Source organism: Arthrobacter sp. K41 (assembly GCF_059089645.1).
In genome coordinates this window covers 243,153-265,283 of record NZ_JBNHEW010000001.1, presented here as the reverse complement: position 1 = coordinate 265,283, position 22,131 = coordinate 243,153, and the positions used below count along the sequence as shown (strand labels likewise).

Genomic DNA, 22,131 nt, shown 5'->3' with positions numbered 1-22,131 from the left:
CAATTAGTTGCCGGTCAGCTTCTCGCGCAGTGCGGCGAGGGCTTCGTCGGATGCAAGCGTGCCTGCACCGGCGTTGGACTCAGCAGCCGGCTCCGAGGAGTAGCTGGTGGTGCCGGAATCACTCTCACCGGACGTTGCAGCTGCAGCGTCGTCGGCAGCGTGCTGGGCGACCTGCTTCTTGTGGGCTTCCCAGCGGGTCTGGGCGTCAGCGTACTGCTGCTCCCAGGCGGCGCGCTGGTTCTCGTAGCCTTCAAGCCACTCGTTGGACTCGGGATCGAAGCCCTCGGGGTACTTGTAGTTGCCCTCTTCGTCGTACTCTGCGGCCATGCCGTACAGAGCCGGATCGAATTCGGTGCTGTCGGCGTCGACGCCCTCGTTGGCCTGCTTGAGGGAGAGGGAGATGCGGCGGCGCTCGAGGTCGATGTCGATGACCTTGACGAACAGCTCGTCGCCCACGGAGACAACCTGCTCTGCCAGCTCCACGTGGCGCACGGCCAGCTCGGAGATGTGGACCAGGCCTTCAATGCCGTCTTCGACGCGAACAAACGCACCGAACGGAACGAGCTTGGTGACCTTACCCGGAACAACCTGGCCGAGGGCGTGGGTGCGGGCGAAGGTCTGCCACGGATCTTCCTGCGTAGCCTTGAGCGACAGGGAAACGCGCTCGCGGTCCAGGTCCACCTCGAGAACCTCGACGGTGACTTCCTGGCCAACCTCGACAACCTCGGACGGGTGGTCGATGTGTTTCCAGGACAGCTCGGAAACGTGAACCAGGCCGTCTACGCCGCCCAGGTCCACGAATGCACCGAAGTTGACGATGGAGGAAACGACACCGGGACGGACCTGGCCCTTTTCCAGCTTGTTGAGGAACGTGGAGCGGACCTCGGACTGGGTCTGCTCGAGCCATGCACGGCGGGACAGCACAACGTTGTTGCGGTTCTTGTCCAGCTCGATGATTTTGGCTTCGATCTGCTGACCGATGTACGGAGCAAGGTCGCGCACACGGCGCATCTCGACGAGGGATGCGGGCAGGAAGCCGCGCAGGCCGATGTCGAGGATAAGACCACCCTTGACAACCTCGATGACGGTACCGGTGACAACACCGTCTTCTTCCTTGACCTTCTCGATGTCGCCCCAGGCACGCTCGTACTGAGCGCGCTTCTTGGAGAGGATCAGACGGCCTTCTTTGTCTTCCTTGGTGAGCACCAGGGCTTCGACCTGATCGCCAACGGAGACGACGTCTCCGGGATCAACATCGTGCTTGATGGACAGCTCGCGGGAGGGGATGACACCTTCGGTCTTGTAACCGATGTCGAGCAGGACTTCATCGCGGTCGACCTTGACGACGGTACCTTCGACGAGATCTCCGTCGTTGAAGTACTTGATGGTCGCGTCGACTGCTGCGAGGAAGTCCTCAGCGGTACCGATGTCGTTAATGGCGACTACGGGGGTACCGGGCTTCTCGGTGGAGGTGATGGTCATGTAGTAGGGGCTCCGTTGTGGATAGTTAGTCGGTCAGGCAAACCGGCGCGCCCGCGTTATGGAACGCAGGCGCGATGTGCGGCGAATCCGAACGGATCCTCCGGGTCATCCTGATTTGTGGATTTCAGAAATCGTGCACGTGGTACACGCCCGTTTAGTCTAGTCGCTGCCCGCAACACGGGTCAAAGCGGCCCGTAAAGCGTGAAGGTGTGCCCCTAGAAGTGCGTGAGGCAGTGCGTTGACCGCTCCACAGCGAACATTTGCCTAGCCTTCAGGGCCGCACCCGCCGTGTTCTCCCGGATCCTGCCGGCTGCAGCCAGGGTCACAGGGCATACTGCGCCCAGGTAGATCGAGGACAGGGCAGAGACATCCAGCACCAGGTCCGCTGCGGTTTCCGGCAGGCGTTCGACGGCGGCCCCGCCGCCGTCGACCTGCAGTGCGAAGGTTCCGGGCGTGAGGCCCAGGGGGTCATAAACTTCGAGAACCAGCCGCCCGTCCACAGGGTAGTGCCTCGCCTCCAGTGCCTTGGCGGCGTCCAGGACGCGGAGCCACAGCATGTCCCGGCTGTCCGACGAGTCAATGCAGCGGGGGTCCGTCAACGCCCAGGTCAAGGGATCGTCCAACGGCGCTTCGTCCCAGGACACGCGCTCCACCAGGTCGATTGCGCCGAGGAACTGCCAAAGTTCCAGGTAGGCGTCATTGCCGGCGGCCACCAGATCCACCACCTCCACGGTGTAGGGTTCCGTGTCCCAGCCGAGGAACTTGTACGAGACGTAGCCGTCCACGGCCCCGTCCGCCGAGTAGTGGAGCGCCACCTTGATGGCGGGATCCTCCTTGCCGTCGCGGCCGAGGGTCCCTGAAGCGAACTGCCGGTACATGTCCTGCCGGCCGAGGGACCCGGGGGTGAGGCGATGGACGCGATCGAAGACCTCCGGTGCCAGCTGCAGCAGGATCTTGGGATCGGCGATTTCCACGCTGCCCGTGGGCTGGTGCGCCAGAATGAACCGCGACGTGGTGTCCACCTTTACGGAGCGTTCGAAGCTTGCGACGCCGTAACCGAAGCGCCCGTAGATGGTTCCCTCCGAAGCGGTGAGGGCGGCCATGGCAATGCCGTCCTCCTTGGCCAGGTGCAGGTCCTCGCTCATCATCCGGCGCAGCAGCCCGCGGCGGCGGTGCGATGTCCGCACCGTCACAGACGTGACCAGCTGGCTTTCAAGTGAGCGGCCAAAACCGATGTTGAGATCCTTGCGGAACGTGGCGAACGTGGCCACCGGCACCTCCGCCGGAAGGGATCCCGGGGCCACCCCACCCGTTTGGTACACGCCGGTCAGGACCCGGCCATCTGCTTCGTAGGTGGCAAGCGACTTTGCCACGTGCTCCGGGGTGCGCGTTGATTCGTGGAACCCGAACGCCACGGCCCTGGCCCAGGTCTCGGCCTCCGCATAGCCGTCACTGTTCCTGGACACCGCGCCAAAGCGCCGAATTTCATAGTTCCCGTTCAGGTCAGCCACCCTCCTGAGCCTAGCCAATAACTCCGGAGCCTGGCCAGGCACAACGCGCTTCTGCTGGGAAGCGCCCGGACACTGGTACCCCGTCTGCTCCTAGTGCCCGGCGTCGTACCAGCTGGGACCAACACCGATCTGGACCTCCAGCGGAACGGTGAGGTCCGCCGCGGCTCCCATCTGTTCGGTGACGAGCTTCTCCACGGCGTCCCGCTCCCCCGCCGCGACTTCGAGGACCAGTTCGTCGTGGACCTGCAGGAGCATCCGCGACTTCAGGCCCTGTGACTTGAGCTCTGCATGGACGCCCAGCATGGCGCGCTTGATGATGTCTGCGGCCGAACCCTGAATGGGGCTGTTCAGGGCGATGCGCTCCGCGTTCTCCCGGAGCTGCCGGTCGGTGCTCGTCAGGTCGGGCAGGTAACGGCGGCGGCCTTCGATGGTTGCCGTGTAGCCGTCCACCCGGGCTTGGTCCACCACGCCGCGGAGGTAATCGCGGACGGCACCGAACCGGTCGAAGTAGTCCTTCATGAGGGTGCGTGCCTCGTCCACGGAAATCTCCAGCTGCTTGGACAGGCCGAAGGAAGTGAGTCCATAGGCCAACCCGTAGGACATGGCCTTCACCTTGGAGCGCATGGCACTGGTGACTTCTTCGGTGGGCACATGGAAAATGTTGGAGCCGACAAACCGGTGCAGGTCCTCGCCGTCCTTATACGCCTGGATCAGACCGGCATCGCCGGACAAGTGTGCCATGATTCGCATCTCGATCTGGGAGTAGTCCGCGGACAGCAGGCACTCGTAGCCGTCGCTGACGACGAAAATTCCGCGGACGCGGCGGCCTTCCTCGCTGCGGATGGGGATGTTCTGCAGGTTGGGATTGTTTGAGGAAATCCGGCCGGTCGCCGCCACGTTCTGGGCGTAGGTGGTGTGGATACGGCCGTCTTCGGCAACGGACTTCTTCAGCGATTCGAGCATCTGCCTCAGCTTGGCAGCTTCCCGGTGCGCCATGAGCTGCACCAGGAACTCGTGGCCGGTTTTGTCCAGCAGGTTCTTCAGGGACGCGGCATCAGTGGTGTAGCCGGACTTGATCTTTTTGGTCTTGGGCAGCTGAAGCTCCTCAAACAGCACTGTCTGCAGCTGTTTGGGCGACCCAAGGTTGACCTCGTGGCCGATCGCGGCGAAGGCCTGCTCCTGGGCGTTGTCGATGACCCGGGCGAGGTCGGCGAGCTGCTCGTCCATGCGGGCCATGTCGATCCCGATGCCGGCGAGTTCCATGTCGGCCAGGACACGGCTGACCGGAAGCTCGAGGCTGGACAGCAGTTCCTCCGCGCGGCGCTCCTTCAGTTCCGCCTCGAAGAAGCGGCTCAGTTCAAGGACGACGGCGGCCGCCTGCACCAGCGCGCCCGCGGCTGCTTCGTCGTCCCCGTCAAAGGAAAGCTCCAGCTGGCCGGCTTTGGCGGTGGCAGCCGGGATCCCCACGTTGAGGTGGTGCTGGGCGAGTTCGGCGAGTTCGTAGGTTCGCCGGTCCGGCTGGATGAGATATCCGGAAATCGAGGTATCGTCCACCACGCCGTCAAGCTCCAGGCCCCGGGAGGTCAGGGCTTTCAGCGCGGCCTTGAACCCGTGCATCACCTTCGGCGCTGCGGGGTCGCGCAACCACGCAGCCAGGACGTTTTCGGCCTCGGCGTCCTGGCCGGAGAGATCGACGTAGGCGGCGGCGCCGTCGCGGACGATCGCCAGCCCTGCAGCATCCTCGCCGATCCGGCCAGGCACCAGGTCCACCGCGACGGCGGAGCGCTGGCCGGCACCTGCCTTGAGGAAGCCGGCGAGCTCTGCAGCCCCCGACGGCGCGATGAAGTCAGGCGTTTCGATGCTGGCACGCTCAGGGGCGGGGGCGTCGTCGTCGCCGTACAGTGCGAAAAGCCGGCCGCGGATGGCCTTGAATTCGAGCTGGTCGAACAGGTCCTCAAGGGCTGCCTGGTCAGGACGTGGCTCATACAGGTCATCGAGCGTGACGGGCAATTCCAGGTCCGTGTGGAGCTGGTTCAAGTGGCGGTTACGCTTGACGGCTTCAACGTTCTCCCGAAGCGCGTCCCCTACCTTGCCGCCAATGGCATCCAGGTGTTCGAGGACGCCCTCAAGACCGCCATACTGATTGATCCATTTGGCCGCCGTTTTAGGGCCGACGCCGGGAACTCCCGGAAGGTTATCGGCCGTCTCCCCCACCAAGGCGGCGAGGTCTGAATACCGTGCGGGACTTACGAAATACTTGGCCTCGATGGCGGCGGCATCCATCCGCGGGATATCGCTGACGCCCTTCTTTGGGTAGAGCACAAAAACGTTGTCCGTGATCAACTGAAACGCGTCACGGTCACCGGAGACCAGCAGGACTTCGAAGCCGGCCTTCTCACCCATGGATGCAAGAGTGGCAAGAATGTCATCCGCCTCGTAGCCGGGCATTTTGATGGTCTTGATGCCCCAAGCTTCCATCACCTGGCCGATGAGGTCGATCTGGTTGTTCATTTCGCGGGGGGTTTCATTGCGGCCCCCCTTGTATTCGCTGTACTCGGTCTTTCGGTGGGTGGACTCGTCCGACACGTCGAAAGCCACGGCGATGTGGGTGGGCTGCTGTTCCTTGATGAGGTTGATCAGCATGGAGGTGAAACCGTGGATGGCGTTGGTGTGCTGCCCGTTTGCCGTGGAGAACTTGTCTGCCGGGAGGGCGAAAAAGGCGCGGAACGCCATCGAGTGGCCGTCCAGCACCAGCAGCCGCGGCTGGCCCGTCAGGGGAACAACGGGGGCGGCAGTCGCCGAAACCGATCCAGCCGTGTCCTTAACAGCAGCCTCAGCAAGGGCACTTGAACCTTGCGGAGCGTTGTCCTCCTCCAGGACATTGGACGGGAAAGGGGCCGGTTTGGTTGTTTCACTCACAGGTGCCAGCCTAGTTGCCATGATGGACAATTTCACGCCCGGCCCCTTCTCCGCTGAGCTCACTGCGGCCGGCGTCCCGGAGCATCTGCATGCCTGGCTGGGTCAGTTCGGGATCGGGGCCCTGGTAGTGAAGATGGGGATACGTTTTCTGGAGATGAGCCCGGAACGGACCGTAGCCACCATGCCGGTGGAAGGAAACACCCAGGTAGCCGGAATCCTTCACGGCGGCGCCCATGTTGTCCTGGCTGAAACGCTCGGATCGTTCGCATCAGGAATGCACGCAGGGCCTGGCCGGCATGCCGTGGGTATCGAGGTCAGCGCCACGCATCACCGGTCCATCGCAGCGGGCACGGTGACGGGTACCTGCTCCGCCATCCACCTCGGCCGGACCCTGGCGACGCACGAGATCGTCATGACGGACGAGCAGGGGCGCAGGCTGTCTACAGCACGCATCACCAACATGATCCGGGATAACGCCGCTCCGCAGCAGGGGTAGGGACCCCTCCCCTGGCACTTCCCTTAATTGTCTGACCCCTTTGCCATGATGAGTTCATGGGTAAAGCGGCGGTGGTGAAGGCGTTTGAGGACATCAACGCCGCCCTTGCCGTGCTTTATGCCGAAGCGGCGGCTCCGGGTTCCGGGGCGGTTGATGGTGCTGATCCGTTGGCTGCCCTGGCTGATGGTTGCCTGGACATTCTGTCCGGCGCGGCAGCCGTGGAGGCACGGGTCGCGGGGCTGAAGGCCTGGGCGGCGGTGACGTACGCGGACACGGTTCATGCTGTCGCGGCGCCGGGAACCCCGATGCAGGCGCGAGAGATGGCGGTCGCGGCGGAAATCGGTACCCTCCTGGCTCTTGGGGGCCGGGCCGCGGGTTCCTTCCTGGCGACCTCCCACGCCCTGGTGGCCACGCTGCCGCTGACCCTGTCGGCCCTGCGCGCTGGGACGGTTTCGTGGCGGCACGCCCAGGTCATGGTGGAGGAAACGGCCACCTTGGACCTTGCCGGCGCCGCCGCCCTTGAAGCCCACTTCCTGGGTCCGGACACCCCCGTACCATCCACGGCCGCGCCGATCGGGGACGTTCCGGCGTACCGGTTCAAAGCTAAAGCCCGGATCTGGCGGGAACGCCACCACGCCGAGTCCATCGAACAGCGGCACACCAGGGGTGTGGCGGACCGGCGGGTGGAATACCGTCCTGACCAGGACGGGATGGCATGGCTCTCCGCCTACCTGCCCGCGGACCAGGCCTGCGCGATCTGGAACCGCACCACGGCCCTCGCCCGTGGACTCCAGGGCCCCGACGAGCCCCGCACCCTCACACAGTTGCGGGCCGACACCGCCGCCGGTTTGCTGCTCACGGCCCCGGGCGCAGGTACCGCGGACCGTGGGGATGGGGGCGCTGCAAGCGGGGGCGGGAAGGGGGACGGTGAAACTGCTTACGTTGCGGGCATGGGAAAGGTTCCGGCCCCGAAGGCGGACGTGCTCGTCACCGTTCCGGTGTTCGCGTTGATGGGACTGACCGTGGAACCGGCCATGCTGGACGGCTACGGCCCTATCCCGGCGTCGATGGCACGCAAACTCGTCGCGGACGGCGCCAACTCGTTCTACCGGGTCCTCGTTGACCCCCGCGACGGCGCGCCACTGGAGATCGGCCGGACCAGCTACCGGATCACCAAAGCCATGAAGAAAGCGCTCCAGCTCCGGGACGGCAAATGCACGTTCCCCGGGTGCAGCAACAACTCCCTGGACAACGAAGCCGACCACCTCACCGCCTGGCACCACGGCGGAACCACCGGAATCAGCAACCTCGGCCAGCTCTGCCCCAAGCACCACCGCCTCAAACACGCCACCGCCTGGAAACCCACCCCGGCCACCACAACCGCACCGCCCGGCTGGACCTCACCCACCGGCCGGCACTACAAACCCGAACACCACCACTGGGAACCACCACACTGGCCCCAGGAGTTGGCAGCGCAAACGAAGCCGAGCCACACATCGAGCAGGTGCTGGCCTCAGCGGGAGCCCGGCGATTTTCCGCGCGGCCACGTGGACCTTGTCCGCACCGGCTACTCCCTTGGAGAAGACGGCATCGAACGGTTCCTCCACGCCCGCGGCGGATGAGCTCAGCCGGTGCGGCATGGAAGCGGGCTCAGCCCAGCGATGGGTGTTGGCGCGGCTAAACCACCGGGTCACCAGGACTGCCGAGTCTTGCTCCCCAACTTCGCAAGGTCAGTGAGGGAATCCCGCAGCCCGCGCAGGGTTAACCACCAGAACCTGAAGCTGAATCGCCGTTCAGCGAGTACCGGAGCTCTACTATGCCCCTGCCCAGGGAGCGCGAGGCAGTCAACTCAAGTGGCGGCGTCGGGCCCGTCAAAGGAAGAAGCCGCTTGCCGTCGCCGAGAACCACCGGGATGACGGAGAGGATCAGCTCATCCAGCAGCCCGGCGTCGGCGAACTGGGCGGCGAGGTCCCCGCCGCCCACCACCCAAACGTTCTTGCCTCCCGCGTCCGCCTTGAAGTCTGCAACGAATTCCGAGACGCTGCCGCGAACGAAAGTGAGGTCCGCCCCGGGAGGCGCCTGGTACTCATGCCGCGTGAAGACGTAGCAGGGAGTCTCGGGGTATGGCCATGTCCCTGGCTCGTGCTCCATAAGCCAGGCGTACGTCCCGCCGCCCATCACGATGCAGCCGACACCCCCCATGAACGTCTCGTAGCTTTCCTTACCGCCCTCGAAACCGTCGAACTGCAGGAGCCAGCCAAGGTCATCTGTAGGCGTAGCAATGAAACCATCGAGGGACGCGGCTACAAAGTACTGGATCCGTGACATGGGTCCAGCCTAGTGATCGGACCCGGTCTGTCCAACGGCGATGGCTACCCTGTCAGCAGCCCCATCCGGGGCCTGGCGAGGGGATTTAGCCGGAGAAGTAAGGGATGATCAGGTACAGGCCAAAGAGGACGGCGAGTCCGCACAGCCCGAAGCAAACATACGCAAGGGACCGCTTCACGCCGGGCGAGGCTTGGCGTGCGTCACCTGCAATGGCGGTCAGCCGAACTCCCAGCGAGTAGAGAACCACCACGGTCACTGCGGCCGCCAGGGTGGCACCGGCCACGGTCAGCAGTTCCAACCACTTCATCGCTGGGCATCCTTCGTTGTAACGGCTTCGGCTTCGGTCTCGGCATCAGTATTGGTGTTGGCTTGGACGCTGGTGCTGGTTCCGGCAACGGATGTGGCTTCAGCGTCAGCCTTCGCGTGCGACTTCGCCTTGGCACGGGCACGGGCCATTGCCTTCTTCTTTGCGAAACGCACTGTCTGGCCTGCCTCTTCAACTTCGATGGCGTTGTGGTGGCCGACGGCGGACTTACGTGAATAGAAGAACATGAACAGCACTGCGGCGGTGCCGGCGACGGCCGCGATCAGCACGCCTATTACGCCGGTCTTGACCAGCAGTGCAGTCAGCGCTCCCACAATGCCGGCTGCGGGAAGGGTGAAGAGCCAACCCAGCGCGATCTTGCCCACCATGCTCCAGCGGACACTGGTTCCCCGCCGGCCCATTCCGGAGCCGATAACAGAACCGGAAGCCACCTGAGTGGTGGATAGTGCAAAACCGAGGTGGGACGAGGCAAGGATGGCCGACGCGGTGCTGGTTTCGGCAGCGAAGCCCTGGGCCGGCTTTACTTCGGTGAGCCCGGCGCCCATGGTGCGGATGATGCGCCACCCGCCGGCGTAGGTACCGATGGCAATGGCGAAGGCACAGGCGGCGATCACCCAGAACTGCGGGCCGGAGCCCGGCGTCTGGGTGCCGGCGGCAATCAGCACGAGCGTGATGATGCCCATGGTCTTTTGGGCGTCGTTGGTGCCGTGGGCCAGTGCCACCAGGCTGGAAGTGAAGATCTGCCCGGTACGGAATCCGCCGCGTTTCTGGGTGAGCTTGCTGCCGGTCTCGGGATCGTGCCGGGAGGTCAGGGCATAGGCCAGGCGCGTGCAGATGTAGGCCACGATGCCGGCGATGAGCGGCGCAAAGATCGCGGGCAGGATGACCTTCTGAAGCAGGCCCTCAAGATTAATGGAGTTAAATCCGATGCCGGCGATGGCGGCACCGATCAGCCCGCCAAACAGGGCGTGGGAGGAACTCGACGGCAGGCCCTTCAACCACGTGATCATGTTCCACAGAATTGCTCCCATAAGGCCGGCGAAGATGATCTCCGGCGTGATCTGTACACCGTCGGACCCTTCACGGATGATGCCGCCGGAGACCGTTTTAGCCACTTCCGTGGACAGGAAGGCACCCACCAGGTTCAGGATGGCTGCGAGGGTGACCGCAGTCTTCGGCTTGATGGCACCGGTTGCGATGGGCGTGGCCATGGCATTCGCTGTGTCGTGGAAGCCGTTCGTGAAGTCGAAAAATAGTGCCAGTGCGATGACCAGCGCCACCATGAAGGTGATATCCACCTGTTGCCCAATCTGCAGAGTCGACGTCAAGCAGTTTCTTTCCCCCGGCTGCCTTGCACAGCATAATTCACCAGCTGTTCGCTTGGAATGACTTGCGCTGTTAACACAACCGGCGTGAAACCCTATCGATCGTACGCGCCCCCGGCAGGAGGTCAAAACATCGGCGCCTTGAGGAAGGCTGCGACGGCGTCCAGCTCGGCAGGTGAAATTCCGCACCTGGGGTTCGGCGACAGTGCCAGCAAACGCCGGCCCATGACCCCCGCCCAGGCCTGCGCCTCGGCCTCGAAGGCGAGCTGATCATCCGCCCAGGCCACAGCCACGGGTCCGGTCTCCTCAACATCGGCCTGAATGGCCCGGAGCTTCCACCAATCCGGCCCGCTTCCGGAACCGAAAGCCGTTAGAAAGGGCCACCGGCTGCCCTCCAGGCCGATGGCCGGGCAAAGGTACTGCGGTGCCAGTTCCTCCCAACTGGTCAGCCAGACGCACCGCAACTCCGACGTTGCAGCAAGGCTGTTAAGTCCCTTCACCAACTCAGCGGCGAATGCCACCGGCAACAATCCCGCGGCCGCGCGCCGCCACGGCGTTCCCCAGCCGGTGCACCCGTCGGGTCCGAACGGACAGATGACACCGTCAACGTCCAGGTAGAGCGTGCGGACAGCCACAGTGTCTCCCGGATAATCAGCGGCGGGAATCGGAGGGCCGCGCGCCCCCGTCCAGCATGGGTGCGATTTTTTCCTCGAGGGCCGCCATTGCCGCATCCGGCAGGACGATAAGGCCGTCCAACTCGCGTCGGGCCCGCTTGTAGGCTGCCTGGCGTTCTGCCGGAGTGGCTGCATGGTTTTCCGCGATCCTCAGCAACTGCCGCGCGGTGGCAAGCCGTTCCCGTTCGGGCCCGGTGAACTTGCTGTCCCTGATGCGCCTGGCTTCGCGCTCGGCCACCTCCAGCGCCACGTTGAATCCATCCACCGCCCTACGGTACGCCTGGAGGCGGGAGGGCGACGTCACCTCTGCCGCTGATCCCGGCCGGAGTCCGTCGGCCTCACGTTTGGCCCGAAGGAAGGCCACCGTGAGGGGTTCCCGGACGTCTGTCATAAGCGGGAATTCAATCAGCTTGCCCACGTCAAGTTCATAATCCAGCCAGCGCCTGCTGGTGGCATCATGGGCTGCCAGCAGTGACTCAACCTCCGCGGCCGAGACTTTCTCAGCCTCATGGGCCTGGTTCTTGAGCTTGTACAGCTCCACCTTCCGCTGGTGCCTGCGGTCGCTGGCTTTGCGCCACGAATTCGCCCAGTGGCCGGCAAAGGCCAAGGCGGGGAAAACGAGCCACCATTTATCGTCAAGGATCTCGAAGAGGGACTCCACGCGTACATCGTCCCATTGCGTGGCGCCCTCCTCAAGGAAGCACTGTCGGACCGGTCAGCCGGCTCTCCAGCTGCCCTGCCCCGGCAGGTTGGTCAGCCGGCTGCCTGGGGGTTGTTGACGTTGACAAGCCAGGCCACGCCATAACGGTCCGTGCACATCCCGAAGACATCTCCCCACGGCGCCTGCTCCATGGGCACTGTTACCGTACCGCCGTTGCCGCTCAGCTTTTCGAAGTAGCCACGCAGTTCCGCTTCATCATCCCCGCTGAGTGAAATGGAGATGGACGACCCTCCGCTGAACTCCATGCCGTTTGGCGTGTCCGCTCCCATCAGCACCAGGCCTTGGGTGGTTGTCAGCATGGCATGCATGATTTTCTCCGCCTCTGCCGGATCCTCGCTGGCCTGGAACTCACCGAAGGTGCTCAGTGTCAGCTCCCCGCCAAAAACTGACTGGTAGAAGTTCATGGCCTCGCGGGCGTTGTCGCGGAAGCCGAGGTACGGGTTGAGGGTGGTGGGCATGGCTGGATCTCCTTGAGTTGTACCGAAAGAGGATGGAACCAGACAACATCCTGCCCCAAGGGGCTGCCCCGGGGTAGGGGCAGCTGCCCCTATTGAATGCGTTGGGGACGCCCCGGGCGGCCAAAGCGTGCGGCGTCAGGGCAGGGAACGTAGGCTCGGGTGCATGGCCAGATACTTTGACGTTCATCCGCAGGATCCTCAGCCACGTGCCATCACGCAGGCAGTGCGCATGGTGCTTGACGGCGGGCTGATCGCCTACCCCACGGACTCCTGCTATGCGCTGGGCGCGCAGTTGGGCAATAAAGACGCCCTGGACCGGATCAGGGCCATCCGCAGCCTGGACGACAAGCACCATTTCACGTTGGTGTGCAGGGATTTCGCCCAACTGGGCCAATTCGTGAACATCAGCAACGACGTTTTCCGCAGCATCAAATCTGTAACTCCCGGCAGCTACACCTTTATCCTGCCTGCCACCAAGGAGGTCCCCCGGCGCCTGCTGCACCCGAAGAAGAAAACCGTCGGCGTCAGGATCCCGGACAACCGGGTGGTGCAGGCGCTGCTCGCCGAACTCGGCGAGCCGCTGCTTTCAAGCACCCTGCTGATGCCGGACGATGAAGACCCGATGACCCAGGGCTGGGAAATCAAGGAGCGGCTGGACCACCAAGTGGATGCCGTGATCGACACCGGCGACTGCGGTTCCGAGCCCACCACCGTAGTGGACTTTTCCGGCGGCGTGGCAGAGGTAGTCCGCCGCGGGATGGGTGACCCGTCCCGTTTCGAATAACCCTCAGGTCCTGCTGCCGCGTTTCCCGTCCTGCTGCCAGGCGTGCCTGCTAATCCTGCTTCCGGGCACGGCTGGGCTGCACCCGCGGCGGCTCCCCCGGCATCTTTGGGTAGTCCGGAGGAAACGGCATTTCCCCAAGACCGTTCCTGAGATCGCGGTCCCACCACTCCAGCAGCGTGTCGATGGTTCCCGGGTTGCTGTGCATGTCTGCCCAGGGGTCACCCACGGTTTTCAGCCGGTCCGGAACGGTGAGGATGGTGAAGTTCTTCGGATCCGCCGTCTCCAGCTCCGCCCAGGTGATGGGGCATGACACCGAGGCGTGTGGCAGCGCCCGCGGGCTGTAGGCGCCGGCAATGGTGCGGTCGCGGTTGGCCTGGTTGAAGTCGAGGAAAATTTTTTGGCCCCGTTCTTCCTTCCACCATGCAGTAGTGACCTTCTCCGGCATCCGGCGTTCCACTTCCCGGGCGGCGGCAATGACGGCATGGCGGACATCAAGGAACTCGCGGGTGGGCTCGATGGGCGCGTACACGTGCAGTCCCCTGTTACCGGAGGTCTTGACGAAGCAGGTGAGCCCTGCCTCAGCCAGGACCTCCTTAAGGACCAGCGCAGCCGGGACGGCATCGTCAAAATCAGTGCCCGGTTGGGGATCCAGGTCGATGCGCAGCTGGTCCGGGTTGTCGGTGTTGGCGGTACGGGAGGGCCAGGGGTGGAAAACGATGGTGTTCATTTGTACTGCCCAGATGGGCGCCGCGGGTTCGTCCAGCACCAGCATGGGATGGGAACGCGCGCTCGGAAAGACCACCTTCATGGTCCGGATGAACTCCGGCGTTCCCTTGGGCGGGTTTTTCGAGAAAAACATGTCGCCGTCAACGTTGTCCTTGTACCTCTGCAGCGCCACCGGCCTGTCCCCGTTCGCTGCGATAAAGGCCGCACCGATGTCCGCGAAGTAGCGGGCGAGGTCCAGTTTCGTGATTCCGAGGTCTGGCCAGAGGACCCTCCCGGGACTGGAGATGCGCATCTCCCGTTCGCCGTGGGGGCCTTGAACCGTGATGGTGGTCTGTTCGCTCGCCATGGGGACAACGTACACCCCGGCCGCGGACGGCGGACGAATTTGGGCTCCCGGGTCCGGCATGATGGAGGCATGTCCGTCTCAGAAACGCCCCTGACCCTCGCCGTCGGAGGCCTTAGTGTCACTGCTGCCTACTCCCGCCCGGATAATACGTCCGCGACCGTTGTGGTGGCCCACGGTGCCGGGGCCGGCATGGAGCACCCGTTTCTCCGCGGGTTCACCGCAGCCCTGAATGCGCTGGGAACAGCAACGCTGCGGTTCAACTTTCCCTACCGGGAAGCAGGCCGGAAATTCCCGGACCGGCCGCCCGTGGCCATCGCCGCATGGCATGCGGCCTTTGCCATGGCGGCGGAGCAGGCAGCGGCCCATAACGACGCCGGCCCTATCTGGGCGGCGGGTAAGTCCTTTGGCGGGCGGATGGCCTCCATGGCGGTGGCTGAAGGAATGGAAGCCGCCGGGCTTGTGTACCTGGGCTATCCCCTGCATCCGCCGGGCAAGCCGGACAAGCTGCGGGACGAGCACCTCTACGGGCTCACGACGCCCATGTTGTTTCTGCAGGGCAAACGGGACACCTTCGCCACACCTGAGATCCTGGCGGGCGTGGTGTCGCGGATCGGGCCCAACGCTCTCCTGCAGTGGGTAGAGGGCGGCGACCACTCATTCGGTGTCGCCGGCCGGAAACGTACTGCGGATGAGGTGGGTGCTTCCCTCGCCGCGCCGGTGGCTGACTTTATCCGCGGCCGTCCCTGATTCAGGCAGTCCGACAGTTGGCGGACTGCACAGCGGCTAGGCGGCGTCGTCCTGCCACCAGCCTTCCCAGGCGGCGGAGCTCAACTGGCCCTGGGAGGAATCCGACGTTCCGTCACTACCGCTGGCGGATCGGTTGTCGTCTTTGCGCTGGCCGTCGAGCAAGAGGTTGAGGCTGGTGATAAGAAACATCTGCACGTCCTTCGGGTTGAGGTGTGGACAACGGCGTCCAGGTGGGAACGAGCCTAGCCACCTGATGTTTCAGTGCATCGACCCCGGGTTTCAACTGTGTATCGGAGATCTCACGCCGCCTTCCCGCCGCAGCTGAGCCAAACGCGTAGCGCTATTTCCGGCGTTTGACGTGTGCGGTTGCCGGGGCGCTCCACGGGTCCTCGGGCCAGGGATGTTTGGGATAGCGGCCGCGCATTTCGGCCCGGACCTGCGCATAGGGGCCGGACCAGAAGGATGTGAGATCGTCCGTTACCGCCAGGGGGCGCCGCGCCGGCGACAGCAGGTGGAAGAGGACCGGCACCCGGCCGTCCAGCAGCCGGGGCGTTTCTGCCCATCCGAAGCACTCCTGCAGCTTGACGGCCACCACCGGCCGGGCGGTGTCGTCTGATACCACAGGGTACTCGATCCGGATCCGCGATCCGCTCGGAACTTCGAGCCACTCCGGGGCGAGGTCATCGAGCCGGGCGGCTTCAGGCCAGGGCAGCAGCCGGCGCAACGGATGGGCAAGGTCAATGGCGCGCGCTGCCGCTCCGCCGGCGAGTGCTTCCAGCTCCGGTCCGAGCCAGTCCTCCAACCGGAGCAGCAGCGCCTGGTCCGAGACGTCCGGCCACGGCACGCCCAGTCCGCGGTACAGGAAGGCCAGACGGCGGCGCAAAGCATCGGTCGCCGTCGACCAGTCAAGGACGCCAAGGCCCTCAGTCTGCAGTGCTTGCGCTACTGCCGCGCGCCCTTCGGCCGGTGAGGGGCGGACCGGCGTCGATGCCAGAACGATCGCCCCAAGGCGGCGCACCCTGCGGGCAAAGAGGCGGCCGGCCGTGAATTGCGCCTCGACAGTGTCCGCCAGGAGGTGTGATGCGGCAGCCTCGGCCAGGTCGGGAGAGAGGGGTGCCGCGGACCGGATCACCGCTCCGGTGCCGGCCGAGTCCCGCCCGTCCGCCCGGGTTACTTCGGCTACCGCCAGCCATTCCTGGCCGGAAAGGGGGCTGCCAGCGGGCAGCCCCGCGCGGGTCCCCGAGGACAGGAGGTAGCGGTTTGGGGTATCGCCATCCACCCTGCGTGCCACCCGGTCAGGGAAGGCGAGCGCGACGACGGCTCCCACCACCGCCGCGCCCGCGGCGCTAGCCGCGTGCGCCGGCGGCGTCGGGGAAGCAGGCAACGCTGCCTGCTTTGCCAAGGCAGCCAGGCGGCGGGATTCCTCCGCCCAGCGGCGCGCTTCCGGCCCTGTTTCGCTCCGCAACCCGGACAGCAGGCGGGTGAGGTCCGCGCCCGGTGCCCGGAGATCCCCCGTTACCAGCGCCACGGCTTCGGCGGCGGGCAGGTGTCCGGCAAACGCTGCGCCGTGAAGCAGGGCCCTGGCCAGGCGGGGATCAGCCGGAATGGTGGCCAGCAGTTTTCCCATGGGGGTGATGTGGCCATCGCCTGACACTGCGCCAAGTTCACGCAGGACCTCCATCGCATCGTCCATGGCCTGCCGGGGTGGCTGGTCGGGCAGTGCGAGTCCGGCTCCCCGCGGGGAGCCCCAGGATGACAGGATCAGGGCGGCCCCGGTCAAGTCGGCCACCCTTATCTCCGGGGTCACGTGGGCCGGGGCAGCTCCAAAGGCTTGCTGGTCATAGCAGCGGACCACACGCCCCGGACCCTGGCGGGCGGCCCGCCCGGCACGTTGATCGGCTGAGGCACGGGAGCAGGAAACGGTGACCAGTCCGCTCATGCCCCTTCCGGCGTCGCGCCGCGGTTCCCGGGTGAGGCCGGAATCGATCACCAGCCGGACACCGGGAATGGTGAGGGAGGACTCGGCGAGATCGGTGGACACGATGACCCTGGCGCTGCCGCCGGCAGCGCGGCCCGAAACTGCGCGGTCCTGTTCGGCCGGGCCCACCTGGCCGTGAAGCTCGAGGATCTCCACGCCGGAGCCGAGCCGGCTGCGAAGTCCCGCTGCCACCCGGGATACTTCCCTTGCTCCGGGAACGAAAACCAGGGTATCTGCCGAGCTGTCTTCACGGAGGGCATTGGTGACTTCCGCCGCGGCTGTCGCCGAAAGGTACTCGAGGTAGGCGGGCGTGACTCCCCTGCCGTCCAGGCGCGGTCCGCCGGCAGGGCGCCACTGCGTCTGCAGCGGGTGAACCACCGAGGGACACTCCACAACGGGGGCCAGAGTTCCGTCCTCGTTGTTGACGAGTAACGCGGCAAACCGGGGCGCGTCCAGCGTTGCGGACATGGCGACGACGGTAAGGTCACCGCGCAATTCCCGCACTTCCGCGAGCATGCCGATGAGCAGATCGGTCTCCAGACCCCGTTCGTGAACCTCGTCCAGTACCACCGCTGCCACCCCGTCCAGCCCTGGATCGGACAACAGGCGGCGCAGCAGGATTCCGGGCGTTACGAACTCGATGAGCGTCTCCGGACCGGCCTGCCGCTCTCCGCGCACCGTGTATCCGACCCGGCTGCCCAGGCGGCTGCAGTCCAGAACCGAGAGCCGGCGGGCGGCGGCACGGGCAGCGACCCGGCGCGGCTGGGTAACCACCACGCGTCCGGCGGCCAGCCCGGGCAGGTTTGCCAGCAGCGGCGGAACGAGTGTGGTCTTACCGGTTCCAGGCGGTGCCTGCACTACGGCTGCGCGTGGAGGTTCGCCGCTGCCACTGCCAGCGAGGGCGTGCGTCAGTGGCCGCGCCGAGTTGGCGAACGCCAGGCCGGCGCCAATGGCCCCGATGTCGAAGGGTGCGCCGGCGGTTGGCTGCTGCTGACGGGCCCGGGAAGTCATCAGTCCATTGTGCCCGGTCGTTGGCTTAGGGCTTTCCCGGCCCCTTGCCCTTTTCCTTGGCTTCCTTCGCCGGTGCCGGCAGGACAGGTTCTTCCTGGGCGGCAGCCGGAGCGGCAGCCGGAGCGGGAGCAGGAGCGGGAGCAGGAGCGGGAGCCGGCGCAGGAACGGGGGGCGGAACCACGACGGGCGGCTGGGCTTCAGCCTGGACCGCCGGCTGGGCCTCCGCCGGTCCGGGAGTGGCGGAGGTGGTCTCCGCGATGCTCCCCGTAGGGGCCACGGCAGCGGACGCCGCCGCAAGCTGGGTGGTGATGTCCGTACGGACCGACTCCACGGCTGCCTCAATTCCGCGGTACCGGGATAACGAAATCTGGCCCTGGGACGCGGCGTCGTTCAGGTCTTTTTCGAGCGCGTCCAGCGCGGCAAGTGCCCCGTCCAGCCGGTTTTCCGCTGCAGCCTGGCTGATTGTCAGGACTCGCACCTGCAGCCCGCGGAGCGTGCCCTGATCCGAATCAACGGGCCGCAGGATCGGAGTGGCAGTGAACAGTGCCACTGCAAGACCTGCTGCTGCCGCCAGCGCCGCGGCTGCCCGCCAGGAGCGGAGAGGCTTCAGGCGCGGCATACCGTCTTTGCCGTTATGCCGCGGCTGCGTTTCAGGCGGCATGCCTGCCCCGCAGCGGAACCATCACCGCGGGCCTGGCTGGCAATGCGGTGACTGTGGCCATATGTGCCGGAGTTGGCACGGCACCCGCTGTTTCCTTGCCGCCCGAACGTCCGGCTACAAAACGCCTGGTGGCGATCCGCAGCAGGATGGCGATGGTGTGGCCGAGGCCCAGCCCGAGCAGCACATGGCCGGCGAGATACTGGCCCCCGTTCCCGGCAGCGCCAAAGGGGGCACTGAGAGCCGCGGCTGCTCCGGCGACGGTAATGGCCAGAGCCGAGGCGGCAGCAATAACTGTGCCCATGGCGCTTCTCCTGTCCTCAATTAATCAGCAGGCTTACGAGTATTGATCAGCAAGCTTACTACTTGATTGCGGTATGGCAAGAACGGCGCCGTTGTGCACCGCACCCACCAGTGACGGCGTGACACTGCTCTGGACACTGATAATCAGCAGGCTTAGCATTTTTCCATCGGCTGGTTCTTCAGCGCTGTGAACCACGGGCAAATCGCCGAAGGGCCACCGGAACGGGCCGCAGAGACGGCAGGGCATCTTGGACGAAGGAGACCAACATGGCAACGGCACGGGAAATCATGACCGGCGGCGCGGAGTGTGTGGGAGAGAAAGAGACGCTCGAGGCAGCAGCCCGGAAGATGAAGGAACTCGACGTGGGATCACTGCCGATCTGCGGCGAGGACAACCGGCTCAAAGGCATGCTGACGGACCGGGACATTGTCGTCAAATGCCTGGCAGCGGGCGGGGATCCGCGTACGGCGACGGCCGGGGAATTTGGAGAAGGCAAACCCGTTACCATCGGCGCTGATGATTCGATTGAAGAAGCCATCCGGACGATGCAGGACCATCAGGTGCGGCGGCTGCCCGTAATCGATGGGCACGACCTGGTGGGGGTTGTGAGCCAGGCTGACATAGCCCGCAACTACCCGGAGGATCGTGTCGGGGAACTCGTAGCCTTCATTTCATACTGACCCCCAAGCGCGGCGCGGCACGACGGCGCCATCAGCAGGCTCAGCTGGCCGCTTCGAGGAGGCGGCCAGCTGGAGCAATCCCGGCATACCGGCCCTTGAAAAACAGCAATGGCTCCGCGTCCTGCCGCGCCCATAAGTGCCTCACGGCAGCCACCACTATGGTGTGGTCACCGCCGTCATACTCGGCGTGGAGCTCGCAATCGAACCAGGCAAGGGCGTCGTCCAGGACAGGGCAGCCCAGCGGTGAAGCCTGGTAGCCGACGCCGGCAAACTTGTCCGTCCCCGACTTGGCGAACTGCGCCGCGAGATGCTGGTGTTCGGCCGGGAGCACGTTAATAACAAAGGATCCCGCCTGCCGCAGCACCGGCCAGGTCCTGGAGCTCCTGGCGGGGCTGAAGGTCACCAGCGCCGGCTCGAGGGACAGCGACGCAAAAGACTGGCAGGTAAAGCCCGCCGGCCCCTCCTCCGTGGTGCCGGTGATCACTGTCAGACCGGTGGCGAAAGTTCCAAAAATGTCGCGAAGCCGGCGGGGAGCAAGATCTGATGTGGCTGTCATGGATGGCCCTCTCGTTGGATCGTTACCTCACCAGACCACCGGCCCCTCCTTCTGTTCAACCGCTGGTGCAACGTACCGACGCCGGCCGAAACGGAGGGTCATACCGGTACATCCGCCGTAATGGGCCAGGCGTGCCTTCAGGAGCGGGACCAAAAAGGTTTTTAAAGATTTTTCATGCATGTGCATCCAGATGACCTTCGCCGCCGGTAGTAGGGGTGTAAGCAAAAACCGCCCGCCCAGCGGGCCGCAGAAGGAGGAATCATGCGCACCAGCATTTTCGCATCAGGAGCAGTGGCAATCGCGGCGGCACTGGCTTTCGCCGGCCCGGCACAGGCCGCGGAAGGAGACGCCCAGCTGTCCGTCCTGCACGGAGTCCCGGGCCTGACAGTGGATGTCTGGGTCAATGGTGAACGGACCCTGGACGATTTCACGCCCGGCACCCTCGCCGGCCCGCTGGCCCTTCCGGCCGGAAGCTACGCCCTGGCTATCACCGCCGCCGACGCGGCAGACGCAACTGCCGCCGTCATCGGTCCTGTCAACGTGACCCTCGCCGCCAACGGCAACTACACGGCAGTGGCCAACCTTGATGCAGCCGGCAAGCCCACCGCAAACCTCTTCACCAACGACGTCTCCCAAATTGAAGCCGGCAAGGGCAAGCTGACCGTCAGGCACACCGCTGCCGCTCCCGCCGTCGACGTCCTGGCCGGCGGCAGCGCCGTCATCTCCAACCTGGCCAATCCGAACGAGCAGACCCTGACCCTCGACCCGGGCACCATCCCGGCAGCTGTGGCAGCGGCGGGAACCACCCAGCCCGTTATCGGCCCGGCTGACGTTACGGTCGCCGAGGGCACCCACACCATCGTGTACGCCTGGGGTAGCCTCACGGACCAGAACCTGCAGCTCGCCGTGCAGACCATCGAGGGCCTGCACTCAGCCCCGGGTGCTGTTCCGGGCGGGCGTTCCGGTGCTGCTGATGAGGGTGCCGGCCAGGTTATGGCGATTGCCGGATTCGGAGCCGCAGGCATCGCCCTCCTGCTGGGAGCCGCGGCAGTATCCCGTTCGGTGGCTTTGCGCAGGGCAAGCTAGCGCACCGCTTGCAGGAGCAGGGTGACCGCCCAAAGCTCCGGCACCGAGACCCCGGCCGACCGGCTATCCCCTCCGGTCGGCCGGCTCGGCACGTCCGCCCCTGGTGTTCCAACCCACCAGGCCGCGGAGCTCCCGCAGACTGGATAGAGGAGGCAGTCCCATGAAAAGCACGACGACGGAGGAGTCATTCCAAGTCGATGCCCGGGATCCGGCGGTGACGCGCATTGGACGCAAGGCAGCGGGGGCACGCGGGGCGGGAGCCGCCGTCGTCTTTGCCGCGGCGGTACTGCTGTCCGGTTGCGGCACTCCCGCAGCGCCGCCGCCGCCCGAAGCTGCTGCGCCCGCCGCAACAGCCGGCGCCGTTCCCTCCCCCACACCGCCACCGGCTCCCACCGGCACCCCCGCCCCGCTGCCCGACATTCCCGTCCGCCAGGTCACCCCCGCCCCGGCCGCTCCCCGGGACCCGGCACCCCGGTTCCTGACAGTCGAGGGCACCACCATCAGCCTGGACATCGTGGAAGTCAGCGTGTCTCCTGACGGGGCCATGGAGATCCCGGACGCCTTCGACCAGGCCGGCTGGTACCGGCACGGGCCGGCCCCCGGCGCAGCGGCGGGGGCAGCAGTGGTGGCGGGCCACGTGGACACCACTTCTGATCTGGCGCCGTTGTCGCAGCTGAAGGGCCTGGCGCCGGGCACGCGCGTCACTATCGAGCGCCACGGCGCACCCGCCCTCAACTACCGGGTTCGCTCCGTTGAACTGATGGCCAAGGACAAGTTCGACGGCGGCTCCCTCTTCCGCCGTGACGGGCCGCACCAGCTCAAGCTCGTGACCTGCGGAGGCCGTTGGCTGGACGAGAAACAGGACTACAGTGACAATGTCATTGTCACTGCGGAACCGGAATGATCGGCTCCGCAGCCTTGACACTCAACGCCGAGGGGAAGGAGGCCAATGTGGCACCTTCCGGCCCGGCGCCTTCCGGCGGAACCCAGCACGAAGGCGGAGCCGCAGAACGTCC

The 22,131-nt window shown here is 65.5% G+C and carries 22 protein-coding genes; 7 read left to right on the top strand and 15 right to left on the bottom strand.

What is annotated here, in order from left to right; translation table 11 throughout:
- Nucleotides 1-3: 3 nt before the first annotated feature.
- The 3 genes from rpsA to polA all read right to left on the bottom strand — a co-directional run bounded on the left by rpsA (nucleotide 4) and on the right by polA (nucleotide 5,726).
- Nucleotides 4-1,482 (bottom strand): 30S ribosomal protein S1, encoded by a 1,479-nt coding sequence (rpsA, locus tag AC5RTE_RS01225; RefSeq protein WP_139029088.1) that lies wholly within the window; start codon nucleotides 1,480-1,482, stop codon nucleotides 4-6.
- 215 nt (nucleotides 1,483-1,697) lie between these two features.
- On the bottom strand, nucleotides 1,698-2,984 hold the full coding sequence (locus AC5RTE_RS01220; RefSeq protein ID WP_494040127.1) for a GNAT family N-acetyltransferase: 1,287 nt from the start codon (nucleotides 2,982-2,984) through the stop codon (nucleotides 1,698-1,700).
- 99 nt (nucleotides 2,985-3,083) lie between these two features.
- Nucleotides 3,084-5,726, bottom strand: a complete 2,643-nt coding sequence (polA, locus tag AC5RTE_RS01215; RefSeq protein ID WP_494040126.1) for a DNA polymerase I — start codon at nucleotides 5,724-5,726, stop codon at nucleotides 3,084-3,086.
- Between the two features lie 205 nt (nucleotides 5,727-5,931).
- Here polA and AC5RTE_RS01210 point away from each other — a divergent pair, with 205 nt between their 5' ends.
- Nucleotides 5,932-6,408 carry a hotdog fold thioesterase gene (locus AC5RTE_RS01210; protein WP_494039595.1) on the top strand — a complete coding sequence of 159 codons (477 nt, stop codon included), beginning with the start codon at nucleotides 5,932-5,934 and terminating at the stop codon, nucleotides 6,406-6,408.
- A 56-nt stretch (nucleotides 6,409-6,464) separates the two neighbouring features.
- Complete coding sequence (locus tag AC5RTE_RS01205; protein WP_494039594.1) at nucleotides 6,465-8,030, top strand: HNH endonuclease signature motif containing protein; 1,566 nt, start codon at nucleotides 6,465-6,467, stop codon at nucleotides 8,028-8,030.
- A gap of 139 nt (nucleotides 8,031-8,169) precedes the next feature.
- On the opposite strand, the gene AC5RTE_RS01200 is transcribed toward AC5RTE_RS01205, so the two are convergent.
- From AC5RTE_RS01200 to AC5RTE_RS01175, 6 genes are all read right to left on the bottom strand, one after another.
- On the bottom strand, nucleotides 8,170-8,736 hold the full coding sequence (locus AC5RTE_RS01200; protein WP_494039593.1) for a dihydrofolate reductase family protein: 567 nt from the start codon (nucleotides 8,734-8,736) through the stop codon (nucleotides 8,170-8,172).
- An 85-nt stretch (nucleotides 8,737-8,821) separates the two neighbouring features.
- Nucleotides 8,822-9,043, bottom strand: coding sequence for a hypothetical protein (locus tag AC5RTE_RS01195; RefSeq protein ID WP_494039592.1), 222 nt, complete (start codon nucleotides 9,041-9,043; stop codon nucleotides 8,822-8,824).
- Nucleotides 9,040-10,359, bottom strand: coding sequence for an inorganic phosphate transporter (locus AC5RTE_RS01190; RefSeq protein WP_494040125.1), 1,320 nt, complete (start codon nucleotides 10,357-10,359; stop codon nucleotides 9,040-9,042). Before AC5RTE_RS01190 ends, AC5RTE_RS01195 begins: the two co-directional genes overlap by 4 nt.
- 152 nt (nucleotides 10,360-10,511) lie before the next feature.
- Nucleotides 10,512-11,021: an HAD domain-containing protein gene (locus AC5RTE_RS01185; RefSeq protein WP_494039591.1), complete on the bottom strand. Its 510-nt coding sequence runs from the start codon at nucleotides 11,019-11,021 to the stop codon at nucleotides 10,512-10,514.
- 16 nt (nucleotides 11,022-11,037) lie between these two features.
- Nucleotides 11,038-11,721, bottom strand: coding sequence for a hypothetical protein (locus AC5RTE_RS01180; RefSeq protein ID WP_494039590.1), 684 nt, complete (start codon nucleotides 11,719-11,721; stop codon nucleotides 11,038-11,040).
- 92 nt (nucleotides 11,722-11,813) lie between these two features.
- Nucleotides 11,814-12,239 carry a VOC family protein gene (locus tag AC5RTE_RS01175; protein ID WP_494039589.1) on the bottom strand — a complete coding sequence of 142 codons (426 nt, stop codon included), beginning with the start codon at nucleotides 12,237-12,239 and terminating at the stop codon, nucleotides 11,814-11,816.
- A 163-nt stretch (nucleotides 12,240-12,402) separates the two neighbouring features.
- Here AC5RTE_RS01175 and AC5RTE_RS01170 point away from each other — a divergent pair, with 163 nt between their 5' ends.
- The gene (locus AC5RTE_RS01170) at nucleotides 12,403-13,023 is read left to right on the top strand and encodes an L-threonylcarbamoyladenylate synthase (protein WP_494039588.1); all 621 of its coding nucleotides are present in this window, start codon (nucleotides 12,403-12,405) and stop codon (nucleotides 13,021-13,023) included.
- Nucleotides 13,024-13,072: 49 nt separating this feature from the next.
- On the opposite strand, the gene ligD is transcribed toward AC5RTE_RS01170, so the two are convergent.
- Nucleotides 13,073-14,095, bottom strand: a complete 1,023-nt coding sequence (ligD, locus tag AC5RTE_RS01165) for a non-homologous end-joining DNA ligase (protein ID WP_494039587.1) — start codon at nucleotides 14,093-14,095, stop codon at nucleotides 13,073-13,075.
- 69 nt (nucleotides 14,096-14,164) lie between these two features.
- Here ligD and AC5RTE_RS01160 point away from each other — a divergent pair, with 69 nt between their 5' ends.
- Nucleotides 14,165-14,842 (top strand): alpha/beta hydrolase family protein, encoded by a 678-nt coding sequence (locus tag AC5RTE_RS01160; protein WP_494039586.1) that lies wholly within the window; start codon nucleotides 14,165-14,167, stop codon nucleotides 14,840-14,842.
- 36 nt (nucleotides 14,843-14,878) lie between these two features.
- Here the strand turns inward: AC5RTE_RS01160 and AC5RTE_RS01155 are convergent, their stop codons facing one another.
- The 4 genes from AC5RTE_RS01155 to AC5RTE_RS01140 form a co-directional block, all read right to left on the bottom strand.
- Nucleotides 14,879-15,031 carry a hypothetical protein gene (locus tag AC5RTE_RS01155; protein WP_494039585.1) on the bottom strand — a complete coding sequence of 51 codons (153 nt, stop codon included), beginning with the start codon at nucleotides 15,029-15,031 and terminating at the stop codon, nucleotides 14,879-14,881.
- Nucleotides 15,032-15,182: 151 nt separating this feature from the next.
- Nucleotides 15,183-17,831 (bottom strand): ATP-dependent helicase HrpB, encoded by a 2,649-nt coding sequence (gene hrpB / locus AC5RTE_RS01150; RefSeq protein ID WP_494039584.1) that lies wholly within the window; start codon nucleotides 17,829-17,831, stop codon nucleotides 15,183-15,185.
- A 25-nt stretch (nucleotides 17,832-17,856) separates the two neighbouring features.
- Nucleotides 17,857-18,492 (bottom strand): hypothetical protein, encoded by a 636-nt coding sequence (locus tag AC5RTE_RS01145; protein WP_494039583.1) that lies wholly within the window; start codon nucleotides 18,490-18,492, stop codon nucleotides 17,857-17,859.
- Entirely contained in the window at nucleotides 18,482-18,793 is a 312-nt protein-coding gene (locus AC5RTE_RS01140; protein WP_494039582.1) for a hypothetical protein, read from the bottom strand. Before AC5RTE_RS01140 ends, AC5RTE_RS01145 begins: the two co-directional genes overlap by 11 nt.
- Before the next feature lie 266 nt (nucleotides 18,794-19,059).
- Between AC5RTE_RS01140 and AC5RTE_RS01135 the strand changes: the two genes are divergently transcribed.
- Nucleotides 19,060-19,473: a CBS domain-containing protein gene (locus tag AC5RTE_RS01135; RefSeq protein ID WP_494039581.1), complete on the top strand. Its 414-nt coding sequence runs from the start codon at nucleotides 19,060-19,062 to the stop codon at nucleotides 19,471-19,473.
- Between the two features lie 40 nt (nucleotides 19,474-19,513).
- Here AC5RTE_RS01135 and AC5RTE_RS01130 read toward each other — a convergent pair whose 3' ends face one another.
- The gene (locus AC5RTE_RS01130; RefSeq protein ID WP_494039580.1) at nucleotides 19,514-20,029 is read right to left on the bottom strand and encodes a flavin reductase family protein; all 516 of its coding nucleotides are present in this window, start codon (nucleotides 20,027-20,029) and stop codon (nucleotides 19,514-19,516) included.
- A 261-nt stretch (nucleotides 20,030-20,290) separates the two neighbouring features.
- Between AC5RTE_RS01130 and AC5RTE_RS01125 the strand changes: the two genes are divergently transcribed.
- Both AC5RTE_RS01125 and AC5RTE_RS01120 read left to right on the top strand, forming a co-directional pair.
- Nucleotides 20,291-21,115, top strand: a complete 825-nt coding sequence (locus AC5RTE_RS01125; protein WP_494039579.1) for a DUF4397 domain-containing protein — start codon at nucleotides 20,291-20,293, stop codon at nucleotides 21,113-21,115.
- A 160-nt stretch (nucleotides 21,116-21,275) separates the two neighbouring features.
- The gene (locus AC5RTE_RS01120) at nucleotides 21,276-22,019 is read left to right on the top strand and encodes a class F sortase (protein WP_494039578.1); all 744 of its coding nucleotides are present in this window, start codon (nucleotides 21,276-21,278) and stop codon (nucleotides 22,017-22,019) included.
- The last annotated feature ends 112 nt before the right edge of the window (nucleotides 22,020-22,131 follow it).

Coding starts and splice junctions, on each gene's coding strand:
- AC5RTE_RS01170 (WP_494039588.1), top strand. CDS start 12,403: ATGGCCAGATACTTTGACGTTCATCCGCAGGATCCTCAGCCACGTGCC.
- AC5RTE_RS01200 (WP_494039593.1), bottom strand. CDS start 8,736: ATGTCACGGATCCAGTACTTTGTAGCCGCGTCCCTCGATGGTTTCATT.
- AC5RTE_RS01175 (WP_494039589.1), bottom strand. CDS start 12,239: ATGCCCACCACCCTCAACCCGTACCTCGGCTTCCGCGACAACGCCCGC.
- AC5RTE_RS01125 (WP_494039579.1), top strand. CDS start 20,291: ATGCGCACCAGCATTTTCGCATCAGGAGCAGTGGCAATCGCGGCGGCA.
- ligD (WP_494039587.1), bottom strand. CDS start 14,095: ATGGCGAGCGAACAGACCACCATCACGGTTCAAGGCCCCCACGGCGAA.
- AC5RTE_RS01155 (WP_494039585.1), bottom strand. CDS start 15,031: ATGTTTCTTATCACCAGCCTCAACCTCTTGCTCGACGGCCAGCGCAAA.
- hrpB (WP_494039584.1), bottom strand. CDS start 17,831: ATGACTTCCCGGGCCCGTCAGCAGCAGCCAACCGCCGGCGCACCCTTC.
- AC5RTE_RS01135 (WP_494039581.1), top strand. CDS start 19,060: ATGGCAACGGCACGGGAAATCATGACCGGCGGCGCGGAGTGTGTGGGA.
- polA (WP_494040126.1), bottom strand. CDS start 5,726: ATGGCGTTCCGCGCCTTTTTCGCCCTCCCGGCAGACAAGTTCTCCACG.
- AC5RTE_RS01145 (WP_494039583.1), bottom strand. CDS start 18,492: ATGCCGCCTGAAACGCAGCCGCGGCATAACGGCAAAGACGGTATGCCG.
- AC5RTE_RS01130 (WP_494039580.1), bottom strand. CDS start 20,029: ATGACAGCCACATCAGATCTTGCTCCCCGCCGGCTTCGCGACATTTTT.
- rpsA (WP_139029088.1), bottom strand. CDS start 1,482: ATGACCATCACCTCCACCGAGAAGCCCGGTACCCCCGTAGTCGCCATT.
- AC5RTE_RS01160 (WP_494039586.1), top strand. CDS start 14,165: ATGTCCGTCTCAGAAACGCCCCTGACCCTCGCCGTCGGAGGCCTTAGT.
- AC5RTE_RS01140 (WP_494039582.1), bottom strand. CDS start 18,793: ATGGGCACAGTTATTGCTGCCGCCTCGGCTCTGGCCATTACCGTCGCC.
- AC5RTE_RS01195 (WP_494039592.1), bottom strand. CDS start 9,043: ATGAAGTGGTTGGAACTGCTGACCGTGGCCGGTGCCACCCTGGCGGCC.
- AC5RTE_RS01120 (WP_494039578.1), top strand. CDS start 21,276: ATGAAAAGCACGACGACGGAGGAGTCATTCCAAGTCGATGCCCGGGAT.
- AC5RTE_RS01210 (WP_494039595.1), top strand. CDS start 5,932: ATGATGGACAATTTCACGCCCGGCCCCTTCTCCGCTGAGCTCACTGCG.
- AC5RTE_RS01205 (WP_494039594.1), top strand. CDS start 6,465: ATGGGTAAAGCGGCGGTGGTGAAGGCGTTTGAGGACATCAACGCCGCC.